Here is a 19,126-nt window from a genome sequence, read left to right as displayed (position 1 = left end):
ACCGCCGGACCGGACCTACTTCTTGCCCTTGGCCTTGTCCGGCGACTCGTCGGTGGACAGCGCGGCCACGAACGCCTCCTGCGGCACCTCGACGCGGCCGACCATCTTCATCCGCTTCTTGCCTTCCTTCTGCTTCTCCAGCAGCTTGCGCTTGCGGCTGATGTCACCGCCGTAGCACTTGGCGAGCACGTCCTTGCGGATCGCGCGGATGGTCTCGCGGGCGATCACCCGGGACCCGATGGCGGCCTGGATCGGCACCTCGAACTGCTGCCGCGGGATCAGCTCGCGCAGCTTCGTGGCCATCCGCGTGCCGTAGCCGTACGCGGAGTCCTTGTGCACGATCGCGCTGAACGCGTCCACGGCCTCGCCCTGCAGCAGGATGTCGACCTTGACCAGCTCGGAGCTCTGCTCGCCCGACTCCTCGTAGTCCAGCGAGGCGTAGCCGCGGGTGCGGGACTTCAGCGCGTCGAAGAAGTCGAAGATGATCTCGCCGAGGGGCATCGTGTAGCGCAGCTCCACGCGGTCCTCGGACAGGTAGTCCATGCCGCCGAGCTGCCCGCGCTTGCTCTGGCACAGCTCCATGATCGCGCCGATGTAGTCGCTCGGGGCGATGATCGTGCACTTGGTGACCGGCTCGTAGACCTCGGAGATCTTGCCAACGGGCCAGTCCGACGGGTTGGTCACGGTCAGCTCGCGGCCGTCGTCGAGCACGACCCGGTAGACCACGTTCGGCGCGGTGGAGATCAGGTCGAGGCCGAACTCGCGCTCCAGCCGGTCGCGGGTGATCTCCAGGTGCAGCAGGCCGAGGAAGCCGCAGCGGAACCCGAAGCCCAGGGCGGCGGAGGTCTCCGGCTCGTAGTCCAGCGCCGCGTCGTTGAGCTGGAGCTTGTCCAGCGCCTCGCGCAGGTCGGGGTAGTCGGAGCCGTCGACCGGGTAGAGGCCGGAGTAGACCATCGGGCGCGGTTCGCGGAAGCCCGCGAGCGCCTCGGTGGCGCCCTTGCGCTCGGAGGTGACGGTGTCGCCCACCTTGGACTGGCGGACGTCCTTCACTCCGGTGATGAGGTAGCCCACCTCGCCGACGCCGAGGCCCGCGCTGGCCTTGGGCTCCGGGGAGATGATGCCGACCTCGAGCAACTCGTGGGTGGCGCCGGTGGACATCATCCGGATCCGCTCGCGCGGGGTGATCTTGCCGTCCACCACGCGGATGTAGGTGACCACGCCGCGGTAGGTGTCGTAGACCGAGTCGAAGATCATCGCGCGGGCTGGCGCGTCGGCCACGCCGACCGGCGCGGGCACCTGGCGGACGACCTCGTCGAGCAGCTCGCGCACGCCGTGGCCGGTCTTCGCGGACACCCGCAGCACGTCGTCGGCCTCACAGCCGATGATGTGCGCGATCTCCGCGGCGTACTTGTCCGGGTCCGCGGCGGGCAGGTCGATCTTGTTGAGCACCGGGATGATGTGCAGGTCGCGGTCCAGCGCCATGTACAGGTTGGCCAGCGTCTGCGCCTCGATGCCCTGGGCCGCGTCGACCAGCAGGATGGCGCCCTCGCAGGCGTCGAGCGCGCGGGAGACCTCGTAGGTGAAGTCGACGTGCCCCGGGGTGTCGATCATGTGCAGGACGTGCTTGGCGCCGTCGAGCTCCCACGGCAGGCGCACGTTCTGCGCCTTGATGGTGATGCCGCGCTCGCGCTCGATGTCCATCCGGTCGAGGTACTGCGCGCGCATCGCCCGCGCGTCGACCACACCGGTGATCTGCAGCATCCGGTCGGCCAGGGTGGACTTGCCGTGGTCGATGTGCGCGATGATGCAGAAGTTCCGGATCTGCTCCGGCGCCGTGAAGGTCGTGTCCGCGAACGTGCTCACTGAGGGTCCTCGCATGGTCAGGGGTAACCCCATCGTCCCATGGCCACCCGGTGTCGGGGCGGTTCGGGTGTCGGGATTGCCCTTGTATATGCCCCGTCGGTAATGTTCGACGCGTGGCGACCACCTTCACCGTGCTGGCCGAGCCGACCCGGCGGCGGATCCTCGACCTGCTGCGTGAGCAGCCACGATCGGTGGGCGAGCTGGTGGCCGAACTGGGTCTCACCCAGCCGGGGACGTCCAAGCACCTGAAGGTGCTGCGCGAGGCCGGGCTGGTGCGCGTGCGCCGGGACGCGCAGCGGCGCTGGTACGAGCTGCGCGCCGAACCGCTGGCGGAGATCGACACCTGGCTCACGCCCTACCGGGCGCTCTGGTCGGACCGGCTGGACCGGCTCGAGCAGCACCTGGACGCGATGGACTAGGCGGGTGGCCGCGAGTCGAGCCGCATGGGGTGCGCCGCGGGCACCTCGACCAGCGCGATCCGCACGCCGTCGGGGTCCGACAGCCACGCCTCCCGCAGCCCCCACGGCTCCAGCCGGGGCTCGCGGTCCAGGGCGACACCGCGGTCGACGAGTTCGGCGGCGGTGGCGGCGAGGTCGCGCACCTGCAACCAGAGCGCGACGTCGGGCCCGGCGCCGCCCGCACCCCGGCCGGACAGCTCCAGGTAGCCGCCACCCAGGAAGAACACCGTCCCGCCGGGGAACTCCCGGAAGACCGCCAGACCCAGCTTGTCCCGGTAGAACACCAGGGAACGCTCGCGGTCACTCGGGTGGATGATGACTCGGCTGCTCAGGAACTCCACCCCACTGTCCTACCTTCGAGCAGCGCCGACCGCGACTACCCTCCCACTTCGTGCACAACTCGTCTGACGACCCCAAGCCCGCCCGCGGCGCGGTATGGCAGGTGCCGACCAGCGACCGTCCCGAGCACGTGGTCTACGCCCCGGACCTCGACGGCGACGCGGACCCGGGGGAGATCGTCTGGGCTTGGGTGCCGTATGAGGACGACCCGGAGCGCGGTAAGGACCGACCGCTGCTCGTAGTGGGACGTAGTGGGCCGACGCTGCGCGCGTTGATGCTCTCCAGCAGGCAGCCGCACGAGCACGCCCGCGACGACTGGCTGGAGCTGGGCTCCGGCCGGTGGGACCGCGACGGCCGGGTGTCCTACCTGCGCATGGACCGGCTCTTCGAGCTGGGTGAGCACGACATCCGGCGCGAGGGGTCGGTGCTGGAGGAGGACCGCTTCGTCCTGGTCGCCGACGCGCTGCGGGACCGCTACGGCTGGCGCTGATCCCGCGTCGTCAGGATGTCGTGGCTGCGCCGCATGCGCGCCACGGTGTAGAGGGCGCAGAGCGCGGCCATCACGACCAGCAGCACCCAGAACAGCACCGTCGGCCAGTGGTGGTACTCCACCAGCTCCCCGGTCTCCTTGGCGGCGATGAGGAGACCTCCGAGCGCGACGAGCAGCCAGCCGTTGGCCTTGTCCAGGAACCTGACCAGCGAGTTCAGGTGCTCGTCGGCCAGCGCCCGGAGCATGGCCTCGCGGTACTCCCTGGCCCGCCGCCTGCCCAGCCAGTAACGCACCGGCGGCAGCAGCCACCACCACGGTGAGATGGGCCTGATCCGCACGCCCTCCCGGGCCGCAGCGAGCTGCTCTTCCTCGATGTCCTGCTCGTGCAGCTCCAACGCGGCCTGGTAGACGGGCCCGGCGAAGAGCAGCCAGGCACCGAAGAAGCCGCACCACGCGATCACCCCGTGCACGGCGATCAAGCTACCGCCGTGTCCTACCCGGCTCAGCGGTAGTGGCGAACTCGGCGAAAAAGTGATATCACTTTGCTAGAAGCGAGCTAGCCCGGAGGTCGCCATGAGCACCACGCCCGCCAGTTTCGAACACCCCCTGCTGCCCCCACCGCACGTCCGCGAGAAGCCCGCCTTCGGCGCCGCGGGCATCCCCATCGCCGTCGCCGCCCTGGCCCTCGCCCTCGCGGCGCTGGGCCTGGTCGGTGTGGGTATCGCGGGGCTGGCCGACGAACTGTCGATCGGCCACGGCCTGGCCGTCACCGCGATCGTGTTCGGCGGCCTGGTGTTCCTCGCCGCCGCGATCACCATGGGCGGGCTGACCATGGTCTCCCCCGGCGAGGCCCAGGTCGTGCAGTTCCTCGGCCGCTACGTGGGCACCGTGCGGCTCGACGGCCTGCGCTGGGTCAACCCGTTCACCACGCGGCGGAAGGTGTCGACCCGGATCCGCAACCACGAGACCGCCGTGATGAAGGTCAACGACGCCGACGGCAACCCGATCGAGATCGCCGCGGTGGTGGTGTGGCAGGTCCAGGACACCGCCCGCGCGGTGTTCGAGGTGGACGACTTCATCGCGTTCGTCGCCATCCAGACCGAGACGGCGGTGCGGCACATCGCCACGACCTACCCGTACGACGCCCACGACGCGGAGGGCACGCTCTCCCTGCGGGACAACGCCGACGAGATCACCCAGCGGCTGTCGGCGGAGATCGCGGCCCGGGTCGAGGCGGCGGGGGTCGGCGTCATCGAGTCGCGGATCACGCACCTGGCGTACGCGCCGGAGATCGCGGGGGCCATGCTGCGCAGGCAGCAGGCGGGCGCGGTGGTGGCGGCCCGGCAGCGGATCGTGGACGGCGCGGTCGGCATGGTCGAGGCGGCGCTGGACCGGCTCGCCGAGCACGAGGTGGTCGAACTGGACGAGGAGCGCAAGGCGGCGATGGTGAGCAACCTGCTGGTGGTGCTGTGCAGCGACCGCGAGGCCCAGCCCGTCGTCAACACCGGGTCGCTCTACCACTGATGGTCGAGCGCAAGAAGGTCCTCCTGCGGCTCGACCCCGTCATCCACGACGCGGTCGCGCGGTGGGCGAACGACGAACTCCGCAGCACCAACGCGCAGATCGAGTTCATGCTGCGCCGGGCGCTGGCCGAGGCGGGCAGGCTGCCCGACGGCGCGGGCGGCCCGACCCGGCGGGGCAGGCCCCGCAAGGAAGGTCCCGAGGACTCGTCCGAGGAATAGAGGTGTTAGCCTGGTCCGTCGCGCCGTGCGGCACTCCGCCATGGAGGAGACCTGCTCGGCAGGGCCACGGGAGGTGTGAACCCCCAGGTCGCGGCGCGGACATCCGGTACGGCTCCGAGGAGACACGCATGGCGAACATCAAGTCCCAGTTGAAGCGGATCAAGACGAACGAGAAGGCGCGGCTGCGCAACAAGTCCGTCAAGTCCTCGGTGAAGACCGCGATCCGCAAGTTCCGCGAAGCCGCCGAGGCGGGCGACAAGGCCAAGGCCCAGGAGCTGCTGGCCGACGCCAGCCGCAAGCTGGACAAGGCCGCGGGCAAGGGTGTCATCCACCCGAACCAGGCCGCCAACAAGAAGTCGGCCATGGCGCAGCGGGCGAACAAGCTCGCCTGAGTCCTGCTCAAGCCCGCCTGAGTCGGGTTTCACAGCGGCGCCGCCCTCGTCGAGGGCGGCGCCGCTGTCGTCTCTGGGCCAGACTGCGGACATGGAACCGGTGCTGCACCCCAAGCCCACCTCGGCGGCGCGAACCTCGCTGTCGCACATCATGACCGCTGTGGACACCAACCTCCTCGGCACCGTCCACGGCGGAGTCATCATGAAGCTGGTCGACGACGTCGCGGGCGCGGTCGCCCAGCGCCACTCCGGCGGCCCGGCGGTGACCGCGGCCATGGACGGCATGACCTTCCTGCACCCGGTGCGCGTCGGTGACCTGGTGCACGCGCACGCCCAGGTGAACTGGGCGGGCCGGTCCTCGATGGAGGTCGGGGTCCGGGTGCTGGCCGAGCCGTGGGACCGGGCGGGCGTGCCCCCGACCAGGGTGGCCACGGCCTACCTGGTCTTCGTGGCGGTCGACGAGGACGGCCAACCGCGAGCGGTACCGGGCGTCACCGCGGAGACGCCGGAGGACGAGCGCCGCAACCGCGAAGCCGAGATCCGCAGGCACCACCGCCTGACCCGCCGCGACGAGATCCTCGCCAGCCGCACCGCCCACCTGACCTGATTCGCGCCGCACCCGACGCTCCCAGGTCGAAGCACGCTTGCCGCTCGCACCAACCCAACTGCGTCCGGCGCGTTTCCTGACACCAGCGCGGCCAAACAGAAGAACCCCTCGCCCAAACCCGCGCGAGGCGTGGTCAGTCGCAGCGGTGGGCGCGGCCGAGGCACCGGACGGCGTGCTCCAGCACGCAACACACAGCGGCACCTATGCCCCTGCCTCCCCCGCCCACCGTTGCCGGATGCTTCTCCGGCAACCTGGCACCCAGGTCTCGGGACGCTCAGTCGCGACGGCGAGCGCGGCCAAGGCGCAGGACCGCGCCTTCCAGCACGTAGTCCACATCGATCACCACGCCCTCGACTCCCACGACCACCGCCACCACGGCCGGGCAACCAGGGGGCACCGCCCAGGTCTCGGGACGCTCAGTCGCGACGGTGAGCGCGGCCAAGGCGCAGGACGGCGCGCTCCAGGGCGTAGTCCGCGTCTACCGCCGCGCCCTCGACTCCCAGCCACCGCCACCACGGCCGGGCAACCTGGGGTCACCGACCAGGTTTCGGGCGCTCAGTCGCGACGGTAGGCGCGACCGAGGCGCAGAACGGCGCGCTCCAGGGCGTATTCCACGTCGATCACCACGCCCTCGACCCCCAGGGCCACCGCCACCACGGCTGGGCAACCTGGGGTCACCGCCCAGGTCTCGGGACGCTCAGTCGCGACGGTGAGCGCGGCCAAGGCGCAGGACGGCGCGCTCCAGGGCGTAGTCCGCGTCTACCGCCGCGCCCTTGACGTCCGCGTTCACCTCGGCCACCGCCATCATCGCGTCGGCCAGGCCCGCCGCTTTCCAGCCGCGGGCCTGGGCCAGGGCCTTCTTCACCTTCCACGCGGGCATGCCCAGTTCGCCCGCCAGGCGGAACGGGTCGGCGCGGCCCGCGCCCGAGACGCGGGCGACGGTGCGGACGGCGTCGGCCAGGGCGTCGGCGACCAGGACGTGCGGGACGCCGAGCTGCATGGCCCAGCGCAGTGCCTCCAGGGCGCCCGCGACGTCGCCGGTGACGGCCTTCTCCGCCACCGCGAAGCCGGTCACGTCGGCTCGGCCGCGGTGGTAGCGGCGCACCGCCTCTTCCGTCACCGCTCCGGCCGCGTCCGCGACCAGCTGCGCCGCGGCGGCGGCCAACTCGCGCAGGTCCGAGCCGACCGAGTCGATCAGCGCGGCGACGGCGGCCGGGTCGGTCTTGCCGCCCGCGTGCCGGATCTCGTTGCGGACGAACGCTTCCCGCTCGGCCGCCTTGGTGATCTTCGGGCACTCGGTGACCACCGCGCCCGCCTTCTTCATGGCGGCCACGATGTCCTTGCCCGCCTTGCGCCCGCCGCCGTTGTGCACGACCGCGAGCACGATGCCCTCGGCGGGCGCCTTGGTGTACGAGATCACCAGCGCCGCGATGTCCTGGGTGGCCTCGTGCGCGGTGTCGAGGACGATCACCCGCCCCTCGGCGAACAGCGACGGGCTCACCAGCTCGGCCAGCTCGGGGGCTGTGAGATCAGCCACCCGCATCCGGGTGAGGTCGGCGGACGGGTCGGCCAACCGGGCCGTGTCGAGCACGGTCCGGATCGCTCGCTCGACGAGCAGTTCCTCTTCGCCCAGCACGAGTTGCAGCGGGGGTGGGGTGACTGCGGGCGAGTTCACGGCCGCGATCCTCCCACGCCCGACCGACACCGGCGCCGGGGCACGCGGGACCCCCGGGGGTGGCCGACCGGGCAGGTCGTGCCGTACCGTTGCCGTCACGTCTGCGGGAGCGCACATGCGCCGCGGCGACAACTGAATACCGCTCATCCAGAGGGGCAGAGGGAATCGGCCCGAAGAAGCCCCGGCAACCGGCGTACGCGTCACTTCCTCATCGCGAGGAGGCGGACGACCACGGTGCTAATTCCGACCCGCCACGCGGGATAGATGAGGAGATGCCTCGCGATGACATCGTCTGTCGACGTCCAGACCACCACGCCCCTCGACTTGGGCCCCGCGCGCGCCCTGTCCTGTCGTGAGTGCGGCCACCGGATCCCGCTCGCCGCCGAGTTCGCCTGCGCGGAGTGTTTCGGCCCGCTCGAGGTCGCCTACGAGTTCGGCACCATCACTCGCGCGGACATCGAAGCGGGCCCCAAGTCGATCTGGCGGTACCGGAACCTGCTCCCGGTGCCCGCCGACGTCGACTCCTACCCCAACACCGACCCGGGCCTGACCCGGCTGGTGAAGGCCGACCGGCTGGCCGCCGCGCTGGGCGTGCGGTCGCTGTGGGTCAAGGACGACACCGGCAACCCCACCCACTCGTTCAAGGACCGCGTCGTCGCCGTCGCGCTCGCCGCCGCCCGCCAGCTCGGTTTCACCGTGCTGGCCTGCCCGTCCACCGGCAACCTCGCCAACGCCGTGGCCGCCGCGGCCGCCCGCGCGGGCTGGGAGTCGGTCGTGCTGATCCCGTCGTCGCTGGAGCGCGCGAAGATCCTCACCACCGCGGTCTACGACGGCGCCCTGATCGCCGTCGACGGCAACTACGACGACGTCAACCGCCTGGCCACCGAGCTGGCCGCCGAGCACGAGGACTGGGCGTTCGTCAACGTCAACGTCCGCCCCTACTACGCCGAGGGCTCCAAGACGCTGGGCTACGAGGTCGCCGAGCAGCTGGGCTGGCGGCTGCCGGGCCAGGTCGTGGTCCCGGTCGCCTCCGGCTCCCAGCTCACCAAGGTCGACAAGGCCTTCCGCGAGCTGGGCGAGCTCGGCCTGGTCGAGCCGACCCCGTACCGGGTGTTCGGCGCGCAGGCCACCGGCTGCTCCCCGGTCGCGGCGGCGTTCAAGTCGGGCGAGGACGTGATCCGCCCGGTCAAGCCGGACACCATCGCCCGCTCCCTGGCGATCGGCGCCCCCGCCGACGGCCCGTACGTGCTCGACTCGGTCCGCCGCACCAACGGCGCGGTCGAGGACGTCACCGACGCCGAGGTCGTCGAGGGCATCCGCCTGCTGGCCCGCACCGAGGGCATCTTCGCCGAGACCGCCGGTGGCGTCACCGTGGCCACGGCCAAGAAGCTGATCGAGACCGGCCAGCTCGACCCCGACGCCGAGACCGTCCTCCTCATCACCGGTGACGGCCTCAAGACCCTGGACGCCGTCCAGGACCACATCGGCCCCCGCGCCACCATCCCCCCGTCGGCCGCCGCCGTCCGCGAGGTCCTCAACCGCGGCTGAGCGCCCGGAACCGGACTGCTTCCGCAGGTTGGGCGGGTGCTCCACACCCGCCCAACCACGGACAGCCCCACCCCACGCCTCGACCACCCGGTCGGGGCGTTTGTGTTGGGGCGCAACGACAGCGGCCATCAGCGGGGTGGCCCGCGCGGGCTTCCCCGGGTGACCAGGACCGGCTTGCCGTCGGCAGCGGTGATGGCGCTGTCACCGTCGTGGTCGGTGCGGGCCACCAGGGTTCCCCGACCGACGGCGGCGAGGGTCCGGGGGCTCGGGTGGCCGTAGCGGTTGCCCGCTCCGACACTGACCAACGCCACCGTCGCCCGAACCGCGCCCAAGAACCTCGGCGACGTGTACCGCGAGCCGTGGTGCGGCACCTTGACCACGTCGGCGGTCAGATCCACGCCCGCCGCCAGCAGGTCCGCCTGTGCCGCCAGCTCCACGTCGCCGGTCAGCAGCAGCCGACCCGCCCGGGTCGTGGCCCGCAGGACCACGGACCGGTTGTTGATCGCCGTTCCGTCCTGGGCCGCGTCCGCGCCCCGCTCTCCTTCCTCCTCTCCGCCCGGCGGCGCCAGCACGTCCAGCACCAGCCCGGGCCACACCATCCGTTGCCCTGACGTCAACCGGAGCAGTGGAACCCCGGCTTCCGCCACCTCCTGACGAACCTGCCGCCAAGCCCACCCCGGCGACCTCCCCGGCCCGACGGCGACCGCGCCGACGGCCCGGGTCGCGAGCACACCCGCCAGCCCGCCCACGTGATCGGCGTGCAGGTGGCTCAGCACCACCAACGCCACCCGGTCGACGGCCAACCGGTCCAGGCAGTCCCGCACCGGCACCGGATCGGGCCCGGTGTCGACCAGCACCACCCGCCCACTGTCCGCAGTGGACAGAACCAGCGCGTCGCCTTGGCCGACGTCGCAGGCCACGGCCGCCCAGCCGGCGGGCGGCCACCTCGGCGCCAACACCCGAACAGGCACCAAGACCAGCAGCACACCGGCCAACACCAAGGCGACCACGACCCGGACCCGGCTCAGTCGGATGGCCAACACCAGACCGGCGAGCACCGCCGCCAGCAGCAGCCCACCCCACCAGCCGCCCGGCCAGTCGAGCACGGCACCGGGCACCGAGGCGGCCGTGCCGCCCACGAGGACGAGCCAGTCGACCTCCGGCCCCGCCAGCCGCACCACCCACTCGGCGGCCCACGGCGCCAAGGGAGCGATCAACGCGGCGACCAACCCGAGCACTGTCGCGGGCGCGACCACCGGTGCCGCCACCAGGTTCGCCACCACCGCGACGAGGCTCACCTGACCGCTCATCCCGGCGACAACCGGTGCCGTCGCGAGGTGCGCGGCGGCGGGCACCGCCAACGCCTCGGCGAGGACACGCGGCACCCGTCGAGCCGCCAGCCCGTCGACCCAGCGCGGTGCGAGCAGCACCAGCGCACCGGTCGCCAGAACGGACAACACGAACCCGAAGTCGACCGCCATCGCCGGGTCGTGGACCACGAGCCCGATCACGGCCACCGCCAACGCGGGGATCGCGGACCGCTCACGCCCCAACGCGAGCGCCAGGAGACCAACGGCACCCATCACGCCGGCACGCAGCACACTCGGCTCCGGCCCGGCGAGCACCACGAATCCCACCAACGCCACCAGGGCGCCGACCGCCGACCCGCGTGGACCCACCTGCATCAGCCGCAGCAGGTACAGCACCACCACGCAGACGATCGCGAGGTTCGCGCCGCTGACCGCGAGCAGGTGGGTCATGCCGCTCGCCTTGAACTCGTCCTCGACCGCGGAAACCATCCCGTCGGTGTCCCCGACCACCAGCGCGGGCAGCAACCCCGCCTGCTCGTCGTCGAGCACCCCGGACGCCTCCCGCAGACCGATCCGCAACGCTCGCGCGGCCCGCTGCCATCCCGGTGCCTCCCCGGCCCACAGCGGCGGTCCACGAACACGCAGCACCGCGACGGTCAGCGAGCCGGTTTCCGCGGGCGCCACCGTGCCTTTGGCGACGACCTCCTGTCCAGGAAGGACATCCGCCCACCGGTCGACCGGCGCCAGTACGAGCACCCGGCTATCACCGGAGTTGGCCGCCACAACGACAGTCCGCACCCCGGACGGCGTCGCACCGAACCCCGTACTCCGCACCCGCCTCGGTCGTTCACTCACCTCCAACCGCAACTCGACCTCCGCCCCGGCCGCGGCCGCCTCCCGCAGCGGGTCGCTGGCAGCGGCCTCCATCCGCGTGGCCACCGGCCACACCGCCAACACCCCGCACACGACCAGCGGCCACCCGGCCGAGATCCGCAACGGCTCCACACGACGACGCGCCAACAACACCCCGGCAAGCACCGCAACGGCACCGACGACGACTGCCGCGATCCAGTGCACCAACAATCCCGACAGCGCTGCCGTGAACACCACGGCCGCGCCTCCCAGCAATCGGTAGTCGTGCGCCGGCCTCACCGCCTCGGCATCCGACTCCGACGAACGCACTCGGGCCCAGCGCCGTGCCTCCCCAAAGCCCGGAGCCCGTCGCGCGATCCGCCGAATCGTCCCCGGCAGGCGGCCTCTCATCGGACCGCGTCCCGCCGATCATCCGAACGCTGGTACGAAAGCCCGCAGTCGCTCCGACGATCATCCGAGCCCCACCGCTCATGGCGAGCGCCGAGATACCCGCCGCCGGCCAAATACCCAGCCTGGGCAGGACGTACTCGAGAAGCACGCCAGTCCGACCCGGCCGCGCGGGCATCGGGATGGCCGAGCGAGCCCGTGGGCGGACACCCACGCGGGAGTGTCGAGGTTGCGGTTCCGCGAGTCATCGGACGGTGACCAGTTGGCGAAGCTTCTCGAACTTGGCCCCGCCGATGCCTTCGATCTCGCGCAGCTGTTCCACCCGGGTGAACCCGCCGTGTTCGGCCCGCCAGTCGAGGATGCGTTGGGCGGTGACCGACCCGACTCCGGGAAGGGTGTCGAGCAGGGGCAGGGACGCGGTGTTGAGGTTGACGACGCCGCCCGGCTTCGCTTCGACGACTTCCGCCACCGGTGCCGGGACACCGACCGCGAGCTGTTCCCCATCCACGAGTTTCCGGGCCAGGTTCAGTGTCGTGAGGTCGGTCCCGGGCAGTGCTCCGCCGCTGGCCCGCAGGGCGTCGTCGACCCGGGAGCCCTCCGGCAACGTGCGCAGGCCGGGCTCGTGGACCTTGCCCACGACGTCGACGGTCACCGGGACCGCGCTGGGCACCGGCTGCTCGACGGTCGCCGCGGCCAGGTTCGGGGGCACCTCCTTGGTCGGCGTGTCCGACAGGGCGACGGCACCGGTGATCACCACGGCGGCGGCGATGATCCCCAGGACCAGGGTGATCGGCGTCCGCGCGCGCCGGTTTTGTCCACTGTGGTCCGCCGCTGTCGGCGGGTCGGACTGCCGCCGCCTTCGCCCACGCCGCCCAGGAGTGGGCGTGGGCGGCTCTTCCTCGGTTCGGTCCCAGGGCCTGCCCGCGACGGCGGCGAGGCGGGCGAGGACGGCGTCCATCTGATCGGTGCGGTTTTTCTCTGCCATGACACCGAAGCTAGGGCCAGGTCAAAGAAACCGGGGAAGCAGCAGGATTCCTGTGGACAACTTCGGCCTATGTGGATAAATCCGGTCCACCTTACGGCGTTTTTGGCGCCACTACGACGCCAAGAACGCCAGGCCCGGTATGTGCGCCAATTGCCGCACCCAACTCGGCGATCACGCACTCGCGCGTCCCCGGAACCCGCTCGGTGAGCCGTTCCGCGAGTTCCGCTGCCCGTTCCGGCGCACCGAGGTGGTGCACGGCGAGATCCACCGGTCCACCCGCCGCCTCGCCCACGGCCAGGTCGACGAGCCGCCCCAGCGCCCGCCCGGTGGTGCGCACCTTCTCCAGCGGCACGATCTGCCCATCCCGGACGTGCAGGATCGGTTTCATCGCCAGCGCGGTGCCCAGCAGGGCCGCCGCGGCACCGATCCGGCCACCTCGGCGCAGGTACTCCAGGGTCTCGACCATGAAGAAGCTGGTCGTGGTGCTCGCCGCCCGGACCGCCGCGGCCTCGACCTCCGCTCCCCCGGCACCCGCGGCGGCCACCGCGGCGGCGCGCAGCGCGGCGAACCCCAGTCCCATGCCGGTGGTCCGGGAATCGACCACGCGCACCAGGTCGGGCCCGCACTCCTCGGCCGCGAGCCGCGCGGACTCCCAGGTGCCGGACAGGTCGCGGGACAGGTGGACGGACAGGATCCCGTCGGCGCCCCCGTCGAGGGTCCGCTGGTACGCCGCGGCGAACTCGGCGGGGTTGGGCCGCGAGGTGGTCACCATCCGCCGCTCCTGGAGCGCCTGGGCCAGTTGGACAGGCCCCATGTCGATGCCGTCGCGCCCTTCTCTGCCGTCCACGCGGACCAGCAGCGGGATGACGCGGATCGCATGCCGGTCGGCGACGCCCTCCGGCAGGTAGGCGGTCGAGTCGGTAACCACAGCGATCGGCACGTGGCAGAAGCCTAGTTGTCCGCCGCCGGGTCTACTACAAGGCCGCGCTGGACCAGCAGGTCGGCCATGGCGGCCCCGACCAGCCGGTGCCCGTCCCACCCCCAGTGCATGCCGTCCGGGTTGCCGTGGCCACCGAGCACGTGCGCGCGCACCACCTCGGCGACGTCGAAGACGTTCACCCCGCTGCGCGCCGCCCAAGCACTCACCATCGCCACCGCGCGCTCACGCCCCGTGTGCACATTGCCGTACGCGGCAGCACGGTGCACCGAAGGCAACATGACCACTACGGGCAAATCCGGCCGTAGTGCGCGGATTGCCACGACTATGTCGTTGAGGTAGCGCACGCTAAGAGGCGCGGACAGCGCCACCGGACGCCCACGGGTCACACGGGCCAACCACGGTTGCGCGGCAAGGTACGCCTCGCGCACGCGCCGACGCAGACCGTCCGGCCGCAGATAGCGGATACCAAGGCGCAGGTAGGTCGGCAGCGGCGAGGGAAGCGTATCCATGCCGCCCACCGCGAGCACAAGGATGTCCACATGCGGCACGACAGTCCACACGCGCGGGTCGCCCACCAGCGACCAGTAGGCGTCGCGCGCGGTCCAACCGAAACCGGCGAACAACTCGACCTGCCCGCCGACAGCGGACATCGCGAGGTTCGGCCAGATCCGGGGGTCGTCGGAGGGATGGGGACCGTCGGGGCCGTGGAAGCTCAGCGAGTCGCCGAACAGCAGGACGGTCGGCGCCATCGGCTAGCCGGTGATGCCCGCGTTGTAGGCGATCAGGCGCCACGCGAGCCCGCTGGTCTCCCGGCGCGCCAGCACCGTCCAGTGGCAGTTGCTGATGCCGCCGAGCTGCCACCAGTTGGCCACCGGGAGCTCCAGGAGGCTGCCGGTCAGCGCCGTGATCAGGCCGCCGTGCGCGCACAGCACGGCCGTCCCGTCCACACCCTCGTCGAGGCCCGCGACGACCTCGGTCGCCCGGGCCGCGACCTCCACGCGCGACTCACCGCCAGGCGGTGTCCACGTGGCGTCGGTCTGCCACTCCGCGCGCCCCCCCGGCCACTCGGCGTCGATCTCGGCACCGGTCTTGCCCTGCCAGGACCCCAGGTTGGTCTCGCGCAAACGCTTGTCGAACCGCAGCGGCACCCCGGTGGCCTCGCTGAACACCGTGGCCGTGTCGGTGGCCCGGCGCAGGTCGGAGGCCACGATGAGGTCCGCAGCGAACCTGGCCAGCGCGGGCACCGCGAACCTGGCCTGGTTCCAGCCGACCTCGGTCAGGTTCGAGTCGATGTGCCCCTGCATCCGGCCACTGGCGTTGTAGTCGGTCTCGCCGTGGCGCCACAGGACCAGCCTGCGCAGGGTCACTCGTCGTCCTCGTCGGCGGGATGGTCCGCCACGAAGTCGATGCGCGGGCAGTCCTTCCACAGCCGCTCCAGGCCGTAGAACGAGCGCTCCTCGGCGTGCTGGATGTGCACCACCACGTCGACGAAGTCCAGCAGCACCCAGCGGCCCTCGCGGGCGCCCTCGCGGCGCACCGGCTTGGTCCCCGCCTCGCGCATCCGGTCCTCGACGCTCTCCACGATCGCGCCGACCTGCCGCTCGTTCGCCGCGGAGGCGATCACGAAGCAGTCGGTGATGACGAGTTGGTCGGAGACGTCCAGCACGATCACGTCTCCCGCCTTCTTGTCGGCGGCCGCGGCGGCCGCGACCAGGGCCAGGTTGCGTGCCACGTCCGTCGCTGCCACGTCACTCCTCGTTGGTATCGCCAGGGCTAACCACTCGAGGGTACCGGTATGCGCGCGCCGGTTAATCCTCGGCGGCGTACAGGCGCCTCTTGGAGATGTACTGCACGACACCGTCGGGGACCAGGTACCAGACCGGCTGACCCGCGGCCACGCGCGCGCGGCAGTCGGTGGAGGAGATGGCCAGCGCGGGCACCTCGACCAGGCTCACGCTGCCGGACGGCAGGTGGGTGGCGGCGAGGTCGTATCCCGGCCGGGTGACACCCACGAAGTGGGCGAGGGTGAACAGTTCGTCGGCGCGATGCCAGGACAGGATCTGTTCCAAGGCGTCGGCGCCGGTGATGAAGAACAGATCGGCGTCCGGATATCGGGTACCCAGGTCACGCAGAGTGTCGACCGTGTACGTAACGCCTTCGCGGTCTATGTCCGCCCGGCTGACGGAAAAGCGGGGATTGGACGCCGTGGCCACTACGGTCATCAGATAGCGGTCTTCCGCCGCGCTTACCTCCCGGCCACCTTTCTGCCACGGGACGCCGGTCGGCACGAAGATGACCTCGTCGAGTTCGAAGCGCGCCTGCACCTCACTGGCCGCTACGAGGTGTCCATGGTGCACCGGGTCGAAGGTGCCGCCCATGATCCCTATCCGACGCGCCATAGGGCGAGCCTACGGGGTGTTGACACGCGTGGTTGTGTGGGAGACATCTCGCGTGAACGACTTCCGGACACGACCGTTCGGGTCATTAGCCGGGTCCTATGACCGGATCGGTATGACCACCAGCGGCTTTTCGACCGGGAGACTGCCGGACATGGCTTGGATACCGATCCACGATCAGCCGTACGACCCCGTGCCGTACCGCCCCACCAAGGTGACGGCCGAGGAGTCGCTGCAGGCGGCAGCGGAGCTGCGCACCAAGATGGACCAGCGGCGCACCGTGCGTGCCTTCTCGACCGACCCCGTGCCCGAGCAGGTCGTGATCGATGCGATAGCGGTAGCGGCCACTGCCCCGTCCGGCGCTCACCAGCAGCCGTGGACGTTCGTGCTGGTCAAGGACCCGGACATCCGAGCCCGCATCCGCGCGGAAGCCGAGAACGAGGAGCAGATCTCCTACGCTGGCCGACTCGGCGACGAGTGGCTGTCGGCGTTGCGACCGCTAGGGACGGACCACAACAAGCCGCACCTGACGGACGCTCCCTACCTGATCGTCGTGTTCGAACAGCGGTTCTACCTCGACGACAACGGTGAGCAGCACAAGCACTACTACGTCGACGAATCGGTCGGTATCGCCGTCGGCATGCTCTTGACCGCGCTGCACCTATCCGGGTTGGCTGCGCTCACGCACACCCCGAGCCCGATGAAGTTCCTCTCCGAGGTCTTGGAGCGCCCCCGCAACGAGAAGGCGTTCGCGGTGATCCCGGTCGGTTACCCGGCCGACGACGCCACCGTGCCACGGTTGGTGCGCAAGGACCTCGACCAGGTCCTGGTGACCTTCTAGGACTCCGGCAGGGGAGCCACCGCTCCCCCGTCGGAACCCCGGTATCCGCAACCGGGGTCCTGCCTCGCGCGGATGGTGCGCGTTCGCGCGAGGCAGGTTTTATCCACATGGGCCGGATCCATCCACAGCACCGGGTGGCGGGTCGACGGCTGTCGTCCACGCGCGGTATCCATGTCGTGTGGACGATTTGGCATTGCGGAACTCGGCAGAGGAACGTCTGCGGGCCCTGGCAGGCCCCGAGGCGCGGCTGCGCGACGACCAGTGGACCGCGATCCGGGCACTGGTCTCCGGGCGCAGCCGTGCCCTCGTGGTGCAGCGCACGGGATGGGGCAAATCGGCGGTCTACTTCGTCGCGACCGCGCTGCTGCGGGCGCGCGGCGAGGGACCGACGGTGATCGTCTCGCCATTGCTCGCGCTTATGCGCAACCAGGTGGAGGCCGCGGCTCGGGCGGGCGTGCGCGCGGCGACGATCAACTCGTCGAACCCCGAGGACTGGACCCGGGTGCACGACGCCGTCGCCGACGGCGAGGTCGACGTGTTGCTGGTCAGTCCGGAGCGGCTGAACAACCCCGATTTCCGCGACGCGGTGCTGCCCCAGTTGACGGCGTCGGCCGGGATGCTGGTGGTCGACGAGGCGCACTGCATCTCGGACTGGGGACACGATTTCCGGCCCGATTACCGCCGCCTGCGCACGCTGCTCGGGGAATTGCCGGAAGACGTGCCGGTACTGGCCACCACGGCGACCGCGAATGACCGCGTCGTCCACGACGTCTCCCAGCAATTGGACCTGGGGACCGGGAAAGCACTCGTGCTGCGAGGGCCGTTGGACCGGGAAAGCCTGCGCCTGGGAGTGCTGCGGTTGCCGACCGCCAAAGCGCGATTGGCCTGGCTCGCCGAGAATCTCGACAAGTTCACCGGATCGGGGATTATCTATACCCTGACCGTGGCCGCCGCCGAGGAACTCGCGTCGTTCCTGCGCGACCGCGGGTACGCGGTCGCGGCGTACACGGGGCGCACCGAGCAGGCCGACCGGTTGCGCGCCGAGGACGACCTGCTCGCGAATCGGGTGAAAGCGCTGGTCGCGACTTCCGCGCTCGGGATGGGATTCGACAAGCCGGACCTCGGTTTCGTCATGCACGTGGGCGCGCCGCAGTCGCCCATCTCGTACTACCAGCAGATCGGCCGCGCGGGTCGCGGCGTCCGCCGGGCGGATGTGGTGTTGCTGCCGGGCACCGAGGACAAGGACATCTGGAGCTACTTCGCCTCCCTCGCGTTCCCACGCGAACCGGCGGTGCGGGAGGTCTTGGCCGCGCTGGCGGACGCGGGGCGGGCGTTGTCGACGCAGGCGTTGGAACCGCTGGTGGACCTGTCGCGGGGCAGGTTGGAGATGGTGTTGAAGGTGCTCGACGTGGACGGCGCGGTCCGGCGGGTGCGCGGCGGGTGGGAGTCGACCGGGGCGCCGTGGGAGTACGACGGCGCGCGCTACGGGCGGATCGCGCAGGCCCGTCAGGCCGAGCAGCAGGCGATCCTGGAGTACCAGGAGACCACCGGGTGCCGCATGGAGTTCCTGCTGCGGCAGCTGGACGACCCCCACGCGGCGCCGTGCGGCCGGTGCGACAACTGCACGGGTGAGCGGTGGAGCGCGGAGGTGTCCGAGGCCGGGGTGGCGGCGGCCGAGGAGCGGCTGCGGCGGCCAGGGGTGGAGATCACGCCGAAGAAGCAGTGGCCGACCGGGATGGCCGCGCTCGGGGTGCCGCTGTCGGGGCGGATCTCGGCGGACCGGGCGGCGGAACCCGGTCGGGCCCTGGGTCGGTTGACTGACATCGGGTGGGGTAATCGGTTGCGGGAGGTGTTCGCGGGTCCGGACGAGGTCGTGCCGGAGGAGGTCGTGAACGCCTGCGTGCAGGTGCTGGCGACGTGGGGGTGGAGCGAGCGGCCGTCCGGGGTGGTGACGGTGGGGTCGACCACGCGACCTCGGCTGGTGAGCAGCTTCGGTGAGCGGATCGCGACGATCGGGCGACTGCCGTGGCTGGGCACGGTGGAGTCACGCTCTTCGGCACCACAGGCGAACAGCGCGCAGCGGCTGTCGTGGCTGTGGAAGTCGCTGGCGGTGCCGGAGGAGGTGGCGGAGCAGGTGCGATCGGCGACGGGGCCGGTACTGCTGATCGACGACCGCGTCGACACGGGCTGGACCATGACCGTCGCCGCGGCCCGACTCCGCGACGCGGGAGCGAAGGAGGTGCTGCCATTCGCCCTGGCCACGACGACCTGAGCGGGCGG

Annotated in this window: 21 protein-coding genes and 1 riboswitch; of the genes, 9 read left to right on the top strand and 12 right to left on the bottom strand. The window is 71.2% G+C overall.

Going from position 1 to position 19,126, the window contains the following annotated elements:
* Positions 1-15: 15 nt before the first annotated feature.
* Positions 16-1,863 carry a translation elongation factor 4 gene (gene lepA / locus CLV40_RS10275; protein WP_104478613.1) on the bottom strand — a complete coding sequence of 616 codons (1,848 nt, stop codon included), beginning with the start codon at positions 1,861-1,863 and terminating at the stop codon, positions 16-18.
* A gap of 113 nt (positions 1,864-1,976) precedes the next feature.
* On the opposite strand from lepA, the gene CLV40_RS10270 reads away from it, so the two are divergent.
* Positions 1,977-2,282: an ArsR/SmtB family transcription factor gene (locus CLV40_RS10270; RefSeq protein WP_104478612.1), complete on the top strand. Its 306-nt coding sequence runs from the start codon at positions 1,977-1,979 to the stop codon at positions 2,280-2,282.
* Here the strand turns inward: CLV40_RS10270 and CLV40_RS10265 are convergent.
* Positions 2,279-2,662 (bottom strand): VOC family protein, encoded by a 384-nt coding sequence (locus CLV40_RS10265; RefSeq protein WP_104478611.1) that lies wholly within the window; start codon positions 2,660-2,662, stop codon positions 2,279-2,281. The genes CLV40_RS10270 and CLV40_RS10265 overlap by 4 nt on opposite strands.
* 50 nt (positions 2,663-2,712) lie before the next feature.
* Here CLV40_RS10265 and CLV40_RS10260 point away from each other — a divergent pair, with 50 nt between their 5' ends.
* Positions 2,713-3,150, top strand: a complete 438-nt coding sequence (locus CLV40_RS10260) for a type II toxin-antitoxin system PemK/MazF family toxin (RefSeq protein WP_104478610.1) — start codon at positions 2,713-2,715, stop codon at positions 3,148-3,150.
* Here the strand turns inward: CLV40_RS10260 and CLV40_RS10255 are convergent.
* Positions 3,135-3,620, bottom strand: a complete 486-nt coding sequence (locus tag CLV40_RS10255) for a hypothetical protein (protein WP_146107983.1) — start codon at positions 3,618-3,620, stop codon at positions 3,135-3,137. The genes CLV40_RS10260 and CLV40_RS10255 overlap by 16 nt on opposite strands.
* A 103-nt stretch (positions 3,621-3,723) precedes the next feature.
* On the opposite strand from CLV40_RS10255, the gene CLV40_RS10250 reads away from it, so the two are divergent.
* From CLV40_RS10250 to CLV40_RS10235, 4 genes are all read left to right on the top strand, one after another.
* Entirely contained in the window at positions 3,724-4,674 is a 951-nt protein-coding gene (locus CLV40_RS10250; protein ID WP_104478608.1) for an SPFH domain-containing protein, read from the top strand.
* The gene (locus tag CLV40_RS10245; RefSeq protein WP_104478607.1) at positions 4,674-4,892 is read left to right on the top strand and encodes a type II toxin-antitoxin system antitoxin; all 219 of its coding nucleotides are present in this window, start codon (positions 4,674-4,676) and stop codon (positions 4,890-4,892) included. Before CLV40_RS10250 ends, CLV40_RS10245 begins: the two co-directional genes overlap by 1 nt.
* A 128-nt stretch (positions 4,893-5,020) precedes the next feature.
* Complete coding sequence (gene rpsT / locus CLV40_RS10240) at positions 5,021-5,284, top strand: 30S ribosomal protein S20 (protein ID WP_104478606.1); 264 nt, start codon at positions 5,021-5,023, stop codon at positions 5,282-5,284.
* 91 nt (positions 5,285-5,375) lie between these two features.
* The gene (locus CLV40_RS10235; protein ID WP_104478605.1) at positions 5,376-5,891 is read left to right on the top strand and encodes an acyl-CoA thioesterase; all 516 of its coding nucleotides are present in this window, start codon (positions 5,376-5,378) and stop codon (positions 5,889-5,891) included.
* 274 nt (positions 5,892-6,165) lie between these two features.
* On the opposite strand, the gene CLV40_RS37860 is transcribed toward CLV40_RS10235, so the two are convergent.
* Together CLV40_RS37860 and holA are read right to left on the bottom strand one after the other, a co-directional pair.
* A complete protein-coding gene (locus CLV40_RS37860) occupies positions 6,166-6,333 on the bottom strand; it encodes a hypothetical protein (protein WP_181043418.1) in 168 nt (55 codons plus the stop codon).
* A gap of 255 nt (positions 6,334-6,588) precedes the next feature.
* Positions 6,589-7,566, bottom strand: coding sequence for a DNA polymerase III subunit delta (gene holA, locus CLV40_RS10230; protein WP_104478604.1), 978 nt, complete (start codon positions 7,564-7,566; stop codon positions 6,589-6,591).
* A 140-nt stretch (positions 7,567-7,706) separates the two neighbouring features.
* Positions 7,707-7,837, top strand: a riboswitch (SAM riboswitch).
* An 11-nt stretch (positions 7,838-7,848) separates the two neighbouring features.
* Between holA and thrC the strand changes: the two genes are divergently transcribed.
* A complete protein-coding gene (gene thrC / locus CLV40_RS10225; RefSeq protein WP_104478603.1) occupies positions 7,849-9,114 on the top strand; it encodes a threonine synthase in 1,266 nt (421 codons plus the stop codon).
* Positions 9,115-9,242: 128 nt separating this feature from the next.
* Here the strand turns inward: thrC and CLV40_RS10220 are convergent, their stop codons facing one another.
* The 7 genes from CLV40_RS10220 to nadD all read right to left on the bottom strand — a co-directional run bounded on the left by CLV40_RS10220 (position 9,243) and on the right by nadD (position 16,008).
* Positions 9,243-11,606 (bottom strand): ComEC/Rec2 family competence protein, encoded by a 2,364-nt coding sequence (locus tag CLV40_RS10220; protein WP_374065557.1) that lies wholly within the window; start codon positions 11,604-11,606, stop codon positions 9,243-9,245.
* Positions 11,607-11,928: 322 nt separating this feature from the next.
* Complete coding sequence (locus CLV40_RS10215; RefSeq protein WP_104478601.1) at positions 11,929-12,669, bottom strand: ComEA family DNA-binding protein; 741 nt, start codon at positions 12,667-12,669, stop codon at positions 11,929-11,931.
* A gap of 91 nt (positions 12,670-12,760) precedes the next feature.
* The gene (locus CLV40_RS10210; protein ID WP_104478600.1) at positions 12,761-13,609 is read right to left on the bottom strand and encodes a DegV family protein; all 849 of its coding nucleotides are present in this window, start codon (positions 13,607-13,609) and stop codon (positions 12,761-12,763) included.
* Positions 13,610-13,620: 11 nt separating this feature from the next.
* On the bottom strand, positions 13,621-14,358 hold the full coding sequence (gene octT / locus CLV40_RS10205) for a diglucosylglycerate octanoyltransferase (RefSeq protein ID WP_104478599.1): 738 nt from the start codon (positions 14,356-14,358) through the stop codon (positions 13,621-13,623).
* A gap of 3 nt (positions 14,359-14,361) precedes the next feature.
* Positions 14,362-14,976, bottom strand: a complete 615-nt coding sequence (locus tag CLV40_RS10200) for a histidine phosphatase family protein (protein WP_104478598.1) — start codon at positions 14,974-14,976, stop codon at positions 14,362-14,364.
* Positions 14,973-15,356 (bottom strand): ribosome silencing factor, encoded by a 384-nt coding sequence (gene rsfS, locus CLV40_RS10195; RefSeq protein ID WP_104478597.1) that lies wholly within the window; start codon positions 15,354-15,356, stop codon positions 14,973-14,975. Before rsfS ends, CLV40_RS10200 begins: the two co-directional genes overlap by 4 nt.
* Positions 15,357-15,417: 61 nt before the next feature.
* Complete coding sequence (gene nadD, locus CLV40_RS10190) at positions 15,418-16,008, bottom strand: nicotinate-nucleotide adenylyltransferase (protein ID WP_104478596.1); 591 nt, start codon at positions 16,006-16,008, stop codon at positions 15,418-15,420.
* Positions 16,009-16,159: 151 nt separating this feature from the next.
* On the opposite strand from nadD, the gene CLV40_RS10185 reads away from it, so the two are divergent.
* A complete protein-coding gene (locus CLV40_RS10185; protein WP_104478768.1) occupies positions 16,160-16,846 on the top strand; it encodes a nitroreductase family protein in 687 nt (228 codons plus the stop codon).
* A gap of 178 nt (positions 16,847-17,024) precedes the next feature.
* Entirely contained in the window at positions 17,025-19,118 is a 2,094-nt protein-coding gene (locus CLV40_RS10180) for a RecQ family ATP-dependent DNA helicase (protein WP_104478595.1), read from the top strand.
* Positions 19,119-19,126: the final 8 nt, after the last annotated feature.

Source organism: Actinokineospora auranticolor (genome assembly GCF_002934265.1).
Lineage (GTDB): Bacteria > Actinomycetota > Actinomycetes > Mycobacteriales > Pseudonocardiaceae > Actinokineospora > Actinokineospora auranticolor.
Note: the sequence above shows the minus strand (reverse complement) of the source record. Positions and strands in the feature narration are given on the sequence as shown.

What these genes read in the sequence shown, in the direction of transcription:
- rpsT (WP_104478606.1), top strand. Translation starts at nt 5,021, where the DNA reads ATGGCGAACATCAAGTCCCAGTTGAAGCGGATCAAGACGAACGAGAAG.
- CLV40_RS10235 (WP_104478605.1), top strand. Translation starts at nt 5,376, where the DNA reads ATGGAACCGGTGCTGCACCCCAAGCCCACCTCGGCGGCGCGAACCTCG.
- CLV40_RS10185 (WP_104478768.1), top strand. Translation starts at nt 16,160, where the DNA reads ATGGCTTGGATACCGATCCACGATCAGCCGTACGACCCCGTGCCGTAC.
- CLV40_RS10250 (WP_104478608.1), top strand. Translation starts at nt 3,724, where the DNA reads ATGAGCACCACGCCCGCCAGTTTCGAACACCCCCTGCTGCCCCCACCG.
- thrC (WP_104478603.1), top strand. Translation starts at nt 7,849, where the DNA reads ATGACATCGTCTGTCGACGTCCAGACCACCACGCCCCTCGACTTGGGC.
- octT (WP_104478599.1), bottom strand. Translation starts at nt 14,358, where the DNA reads ATGGCGCCGACCGTCCTGCTGTTCGGCGACTCGCTGAGCTTCCACGGC.
- CLV40_RS10215 (WP_104478601.1), bottom strand. Translation starts at nt 12,669, where the DNA reads ATGGCAGAGAAAAACCGCACCGATCAGATGGACGCCGTCCTCGCCCGC.
- nadD (WP_104478596.1), bottom strand. Translation starts at nt 16,008, where the DNA reads ATGGCGCGTCGGATAGGGATCATGGGCGGCACCTTCGACCCGGTGCAC.
- CLV40_RS10245 (WP_104478607.1), top strand. Translation starts at nt 4,674, where the DNA reads ATGGTCGAGCGCAAGAAGGTCCTCCTGCGGCTCGACCCCGTCATCCAC.